Source organism: Actinomadura rubrisoli, assembly GCF_004349215.1.
In the GTDB taxonomy this organism is placed as follows: Bacteria; Actinomycetota; Actinomycetes; order Streptosporangiales; family Streptosporangiaceae; genus Spirillospora; species Spirillospora rubrisoli.
This window is the reverse complement of sequence record NZ_SMKU01000441.1, coordinates 1-6674: the sequence shown is the minus strand read 5'-3', so window position 1 is coordinate 6674 and position 6674 is coordinate 1. Positions and strand designations below refer to the sequence as shown.

The following is a 6674-nucleotide window of genomic DNA, read 5'->3' as shown; positions in this document are numbered from 1 at the left end:
GTCTACCTGGGGCGGTCCCCGGGCGGGCGGCGCGTCGCCGTCAAGGTCGTCCGGCGGTCCTTCGCGGGCGATCCCAGGTACGCCGCCCGGTTCCGCCGCGAGGTGGACGCCGCCCGGAAGGTGACCGGCGCGTTCACCGCGCCGGTGCTGGACGCCGACCCGGACGCGGCGACGCCGTGGCTGGTCACCGCCTACCTGCCGGGGATGTCGCTGCGCGAGGCCGTCGCCGGGTCCGGCGCGCTGCCGCCGGACGCCGTCCGCACGCTGGCCGCCGGCCTGGCCGAGGCGCTCGCGGCCATCCACGGCGCCGGGGTCGTGCACCGCGACCTGAAGCCCGGCAACGTGATGCTCACCGCCGACGGCCCCCGCGTGATCGACTTCGGCATCGCCCGGCCGGAGGACGCCACCGCCATCACGCGGGTGGGCGCGCCCATCGGCACGCCCGGGTTCATGGCGCCCGAGCAACTCCGCGCCGAGCGGGCCGGACCGGCGGCCGACGTCTTCGCGATGGGCGCGACGCTGGTGTACGCCGCGACCGGGGCCGAGCCGTTCGGCTCCGGGCCGCCGCGCTCCCGGGACCTGCGGGCGATGACGGGACGGGCGGACCTGGACGCGATCACCGAGCCGTGGCTGCTCGACCTGGTCGAGCGGTGCCTGCGCGTCGCCCCGGAGGACCGCCCGTCCGCCGTGAAGGTGCTGGAGCTGCTCGGACCGCCGGACGAGGACGCGCTGTCCCCGCTCGCCGCCCGGTGGCTCCCGCCGCCGATCGCGAAGGAGATCGACCACCGGACCGCCGAGGCCGGGTCGCCGCCCGGCTCCCCGGCGCCACCGCATCGCGCGCCCACCCTGGCGCCGGACGACGCCGTCCAGGAGACGGCACCGCCCGCGGAGAGGGTCGGCCGCCGGGCGCTGCTGGCCGGAGCCGGGGCCGGCGCGGGCGTCCTGGCGGCCGGCGGGCTCGGGACGGTGCTGTGGCGGCGGGCCCGGGGCCGCGACCGGGACCGGAACGGCGGCTCAGGGGCGCGCACGCCGGGACGGTCCCGCGCACCGGAGGGGCCGCCGCCCGAGGCGGTCCCGCGCTGGACGCGACGCGTGAGCGACGACTACCTGGAGCTCGCCGCCGCCGACGGCGTGGTGCTGGCGAACGGGAGCGACGGCGACGAGATCCTCCACGCGCTGGACGCGCGCACGGGCAAGGTCCTGTGGAAGCGGGACGGCGGCTCCTCCGGCATACTCCACCGCGGCGTCGCGTACCTGTCGCTGAACGAGGCCACGGAGATCAGCGCGGTCCGGGCCCGCTCGGGCCGGACGCTGTGGACCTACAGCGCCCCCTTCGGCGAGTACCCGGGCGCGGGCCTGGCGGTCACCGACCCGGTCGTGTCCTTCGGCAGCGACCGGGTCACCGCGCTGAACCTGGACGACGGACGGCGGCGCTGGACGGCCAAGACGGTCGGCAGGGAACGGGTCGCCGCGGCGGACGGTCTCGTCCTGGCCCTGTCGTCCAAGGAACTGGTCGGCCTGGACGCCCGGACCGGGAGGAAGAGGTGGAGGTATCCGATGGACTTCGCCGACTACCAGCTCATCGGCGACGGCCTGGCCTTCGCCTGCGACCGGTTCGGGACGCTGCACGCGGTGCGCGCCGACACCGGCGCGCTCGTCTGGCGGAGAGGGGAGGTCGCCGGCTGGGGCTGCCAGGTGGGCGGCGGGCGTCTCTACGTCGAAGGACATGACGGCGAGGTGCTCGCCCTGGACAGCGGCACGGGCCGGCAGGTCTGGTCGCGCAGGCTGGCGCGGTTCGAGAACGACCCGCGCGGCCAGGCGACCGCGCTCTCCCTGGACGGCGCCATGCTGTACGTCACGTGCACCGACGGCAACCTCTACGCGCTGAGCGCGGCCGACGGCCGCGTCCAGTGGAAGTACGGTGCCGAGGAGCCGAACCGCATCCAGCCCGTGAGCACCGGCGGGCTGGTCTTCATCTGCACGCGGGACGGGCGCGTCCAGGCCGTCGCGCCGCCCGCCGCCGCGCCGGACCGGAACGGAGGCCCGCGTGCGACCCCTTGAGCCGGACGACCCGCGCCGGGTCGGGACCCGGGGGCGGCGCTACCGCGTCCTGGCCCGCATCGGATCCGGCGGCATGGGCACCGTCTACCTCGGCCGCTCCGCCGGAGGGCGGACCGTGGCGATCAAGATGGTCCATCCCGAGTTCGCCGCCGACCGCGAGTTCCGGGCCCGGTTCGAGCGCGAGGCCGCCGTCGCGCGGGCGGTCGGCGGCGCCTTCACCGCCGCGGTGGTCGACGCCGACCCGCACGCGGAGATCCCCTGGCTGGTGACCGAGTTCCTGCCGTCGGTGTCGGTGCGCGACGCCGTCCGCTCGTCCGGGCCCCTCGCGGCGGACGCGGTGTGGGCGCTGGCGGCCGGGATCGCGGAGGCGCTCGTGTCGATCCACCGCGCGGGCGTCGTGCACCGGGACCTGAAGCCCGCGAACGTCCTGCTGACCGCGGACGGCCCGCGGGTGATCGACTTCGGCATCGCCCGCGCGGTGGACGCCTCGACCGTCTCGCGTCCCGGGACGCGGGCCGGCTCTCCCGGGTTCATGTCGCCGGAGCAGGTGGCCGGGGCGGAGATCGGCCCGGCCGGCGACGTCTTCTCGTTCGGGTCGACGCTGGCGTTCGCCTGCACGGGCGAGGAGCCGTTCGGCGAGGGCCCGTGGCATGTGAGGATGCTCCGCGTCCAGTCCGAGCCGCCGCGCCTGGACGGTGTGGCGGACGGCGAGCTGAGGGCGGTCATCGAGTCGTGCATGGAACGCGACCCGGAGCGCCGCCCGACCGCCGAGCAGCTGGCCGGGCGGCTCGCCGGGCGCGGGGACGGCGGTGCCACGCTGCCGCCGTCCGTCGCGGCGGAGATCGCCGGGCGCAGGGCCGAGGCGGAGAACCCGCCGGCCGTGCCGCCCCGGCCCCCGTCCGCGGGGACGGGCCCGCGCCGGACGACGCGCCGCGCGGCCCTGAGGTCCGCCGCCGTGGCCGCGGTGCTCCTCGCGGGCGCCGGGGTCCCGGTCGCCGTCCGGTACGGCACGGGCGACACCGAGGCCGGCGTCGGGACGGGACCGTCGCCGGGCTCCGCGTCCGCCGCCCCCGCCTCCGCGGCCCCGCTCGCGCCGTCGCGCGCCCCGGCGGGGACGCCGACGGCGACGCGGGGGGAGATCCGCTTCTCGCTCAAGGGCAACGGCACGCTCACCTCGCTGACCTACATGGTGGACGCGAAGTCCACGAGGCTGGAGAACGTGCGGCTGCCGTGGCGCAAGGCGGTCCCGAGGCCGGTCTGGCCCCCGCGGATCTCCTACGAGCTGGCGTACAGCGCCCCGTCGGGCGACGTCAGCTACACCATCGAGGTGGACGGCAGGACGGTGACGCAGGGAACGGGCCTCAACGGCCATGCCGAAGGGGTCTACTGAGCCGGTGCCACACCGGTTCCGGGACCCCTCCCGCGCGGCGGCGCTACTGTGAGCTTGGGCGCGCGTGCAGAGAGGACGCATGCGGAGAGGACGGGTCAAATGGTGACGATGACGCGGAAGCCGCCGGGCAAGGTCGACCTCCTTCCGAGGGAGACCGGGAGCCTGGCCTCCGGGCTGCCCCCGGCCCAGCCCGGCACCCTGTTCGTCATGGGCGCGAACGGCGGGATGCGCGTGTCCCCCGACGCGGATTTCGACGTCGTGTTCGGACGGTGCGAGCCGGACGTCCACGTCTGCGTCGGCCCGGCCGACCCGCGCGTCAGCCGGCGGCACGGCTACATCACCCGCGAGCACTCCCGCTGGGTGCTGCACAACGTCGGCAAGCTGGCCATCCGGTTCCCGGGGTCGCGGCTGGTGCTCGGCGGGCACCGGGCGGACCTGCCCGTGGCGTACTCGCCGCTGTTCATCCTCTCGCCCGGGCAGGAGCACCTGCTCGAAGTGCGGATCGCCGCCGGTTCGCCGCCGCCGGGCCCCGCCGTCCTCCACGACGTCCCGACCTACGACCCCGACAGCTCGGACAACCGGCGGCAGGCCGCCGACAAATGGCATCTGAGCGACCGGGAGAAGCTGGTCCTGGTCTGCCTCGCCCAGCGCTACCTGCGGCAGGAGCCCTGGCCGCAGCCGCTCACCTGGGCCCAGATCGCCGACGAGCTCGGCCGGCTCCGCCCCAAGGAGAAGTGGAGCGACAAGCGGGCCGCCCGCATCGTCACCACGGTCCGCAGGCGGCTCAGCCCCGTGGTGGACGGCCTGCACGCGGAGCAGATCCAGCCCCCGCTGGGCAACGCCCTCAACCACAACCTGATCACCGGGCTGCTGGTCAACACCAAGCTCCGCACGTCGGACCTGAGCCTCCTGGACGGCTAGGCGATCGGTGCGTGAGGTGTTCGTGGGTCAGGCGCTAGGGAGCCGCGCGGTCGCGGCGTCGGCGAGGTCCGTCGCCATCGAGCACAGCTGCTTGGTGGGCGGCTCTCCCTCGACGACGAGGTACAGCATCTCGATCGCGTCCTTGCCGTTCTGGTCGGGGTAATGGCGGTGGACGACCCGGATCAGGCAGGTCCCCTCGTCCTCCCCGTCCGGGTCGATGTAGGCGCGATGGTTCCTGAGGCGGGTGGGGCTGCCGTCCGCGGCGGTGAGCGGCTGGCCGCGGTCGAACCGCAGCATGACGTTGATGCGGCGGGTGGTGCTGCGCCATCGGCACTCCCAGCCGCCGAACCTGACCTTCGGGTCGTCGGCGTCGATGCCGGGGACCACGTCGAGGGCGTCGGCGCCGAGCATCGCGCAGGCGTCCTGGTGCACCAGCGACTGCGCCGGGAGCGGCGGGGTACGGCGGGGGAGCGGGCCGCGGTTGAGCGCCGCGACCGCGCTGGCGGTGGCGGTGTCGGCGATGGCGCAGAGGGGCCCGGAGTCGGTCCCGGGCTCGCGCCGCGCGTCGATCGAGATCGTGGTGCCGGCGTCGGGGGGCGGCAGGAGCAGCGTCCGGCCGCACTCATCCTTCTCGGCGTGGTCGTCGACGATCCGGACGCGGCCCACGGTCCGCACGGGCCCGGCCGACTCCGGCGCCGACGCGGTGTCCATGCCGATCCTGACGTCGACGGGGTCGCCCTCGCCGGTGTCCACGAGCACGTCGCACCTGTCGAAGTTGCCGTAGTCGTTGTCGAGTTCGGCGTCGCCGAACTTCCCGAGCGCGGCGGCGTGGGCCAGCGAGCAGGGGTCGAGGGTCTGCGGGTCGCCGATCAGGGACAGGGGCTTGGTCTTCGCGGGGGCCTCGTCCTCGCCCCCGAAGAGCGGCGTGAACGGTACGGCGATCGCCACCGCCACGACGGCCGCGCCCGCCGCGACGAACCGCGGGTGCCGCCGGACGAGCACCGCCGGGTGGCGCCACGTCACCGGGTGCGCGACGGGAGGCGGGCCGGGTGGCTCGTCCTCGGTCGGGACGAGGTGGACGGGCAGCTCCGGCTTCGCCGCCCCCGCCAGCTCGTCCAGCATCCGCCGCGCCTCGGCGGGATCGGGCCGGTCCTCCGGGCGGGGCCGCAGCAGCGCCTCCAGGACCTCGCGCAGCGGCCCGGCCTCGGCGGGGAGCGCGTTCAGCGCGATCCCGGGCGGCGACCCGGCCGGGCCGTCAGGGTCCGTCGCGCCGGGCGGCCGCCCGGTGGCCAGTGCGTAGACCGTGGCGCCGAGGGAGTACACGTCCGACGCCGGTTCCGGCCGGTCGCGGATGACCTCGGGCGCGGCGTAGGCGGGGGTGTGGCTGACGGAGCCGTTCCGCGAGATCGCCTCACCGTCGTCGAGGCGGTAGGCGGCCCCGAAGTCGGTGAGCTTGGCCGTCCCGTCCTCGGTGACCACGATGTTGCCCGGCTTGACGTCGCAGTGCACGATGCCCGCGCCGTGCAGGGCCGCCAACGCGTCCGCGATCTGCGCGCCGATGCGGGCCGCGACCTGCGGGGAGGTCGCCGGCCACCGGTCCAGGCTGCCGCCGGGAACGTACTCCAGGACGAGCCAGGACGTGGCGCGCCCGCGCGTCCTCACCTGGATGGCGTCGTACAGCGTGACCACGTGCGGATGGCTGAACTTCGCCAGCGCATGCGCCTCGTCCTGCAGCCGGTCGAAGGCGGCGGGGCCGTCGTCGCCGGCCTTGGCCCGCTTGAGGATGACCCGGCGCCCCAGCTTCGTGTCGTGGGCCAGCCACACCTCGCCGCTCCCTCCGCGAATGGGCCCTTTGACCAGCCGATACCGTCCAGAGACCTCCGCTCCCAAGCGCACCGTGACTCCTCTCACCCCGGGACGCTTACAGGCCAGCAGGATCAAACCTACTGGGTGACAGACCGGACACATACCGTTTCTCGGCACTCGATCGCGCCGGGCGGCGGGGCACCGCCGTGACCTGGCCGTCCGCCGCCGATTCGGCGGCGCGGGACGGCTCCGGGCCCGGGACCCCTCCCCGCGCCGGTCGGCTAGTCCTGGAGGCGCCGGCCTCGTCCGACGCCGGCTCCCTCATGAACGGAGAAGGCCATGCGCCGGTCGCTCGCGGCTCATCTCCCCGTCCTCGCGCTGGCCCTCGCCGCCTGCGGCTCGTCGGCGGACGATCACGGTGCGGCGTCGCCCAGTACGACGGCGCCGTCGTCGCAGACGGCCTCGTCACAGGCCGCCACCCCGGCCCCCTCCGCCC

4 protein-coding genes are annotated in these 6674 nt (G+C 75.7%); 3 read left to right on the top strand and 1 reads right to left on the bottom strand.

What is annotated here, in order from left to right:
• The 3 genes from E1298_RS42370 to E1298_RS42355 all read left to right on the top strand — a co-directional run.
• The coding region (locus E1298_RS42370) for a serine/threonine-protein kinase (protein WP_131903029.1) at nucleotides 1-2061 on the top strand (2061 nt) is incomplete at its 5' end.
• Nucleotides 2048-3451, top strand: coding sequence for a serine/threonine-protein kinase (locus E1298_RS49890; RefSeq protein WP_207945175.1), 1404 nt, complete (start codon nucleotides 2048-2050; stop codon nucleotides 3449-3451). The genes E1298_RS42370 and E1298_RS49890, both read left to right, overlap by 14 nt.
• A gap of 108 nt (nucleotides 3452-3559) precedes the next feature.
• A complete protein-coding gene (locus E1298_RS42355; protein WP_207945174.1) occupies nucleotides 3560-4372 on the top strand; it encodes an FHA domain-containing protein in 813 nt (270 codons plus the stop codon).
• A 27-nt stretch (nucleotides 4373-4399) separates the two neighbouring features.
• Here the strand turns inward: E1298_RS42355 and E1298_RS42350 are convergent, their stop codons facing one another.
• Nucleotides 4400-6268 (bottom strand): serine/threonine-protein kinase, encoded by a 1869-nt coding sequence (locus E1298_RS42350; RefSeq protein ID WP_207945173.1) that lies wholly within the window; start codon nucleotides 6266-6268, stop codon nucleotides 4400-4402.
• Between the last annotated feature and the right edge of the window lie 406 nt (nucleotides 6269-6674).

Coding starts and splice junctions, on each gene's coding strand:
- E1298_RS42355 (WP_207945174.1), top strand. CDS start 3,560: ATGACGCGGAAGCCGCCGGGCAAGGTCGACCTCCTTCCGAGGGAGACC.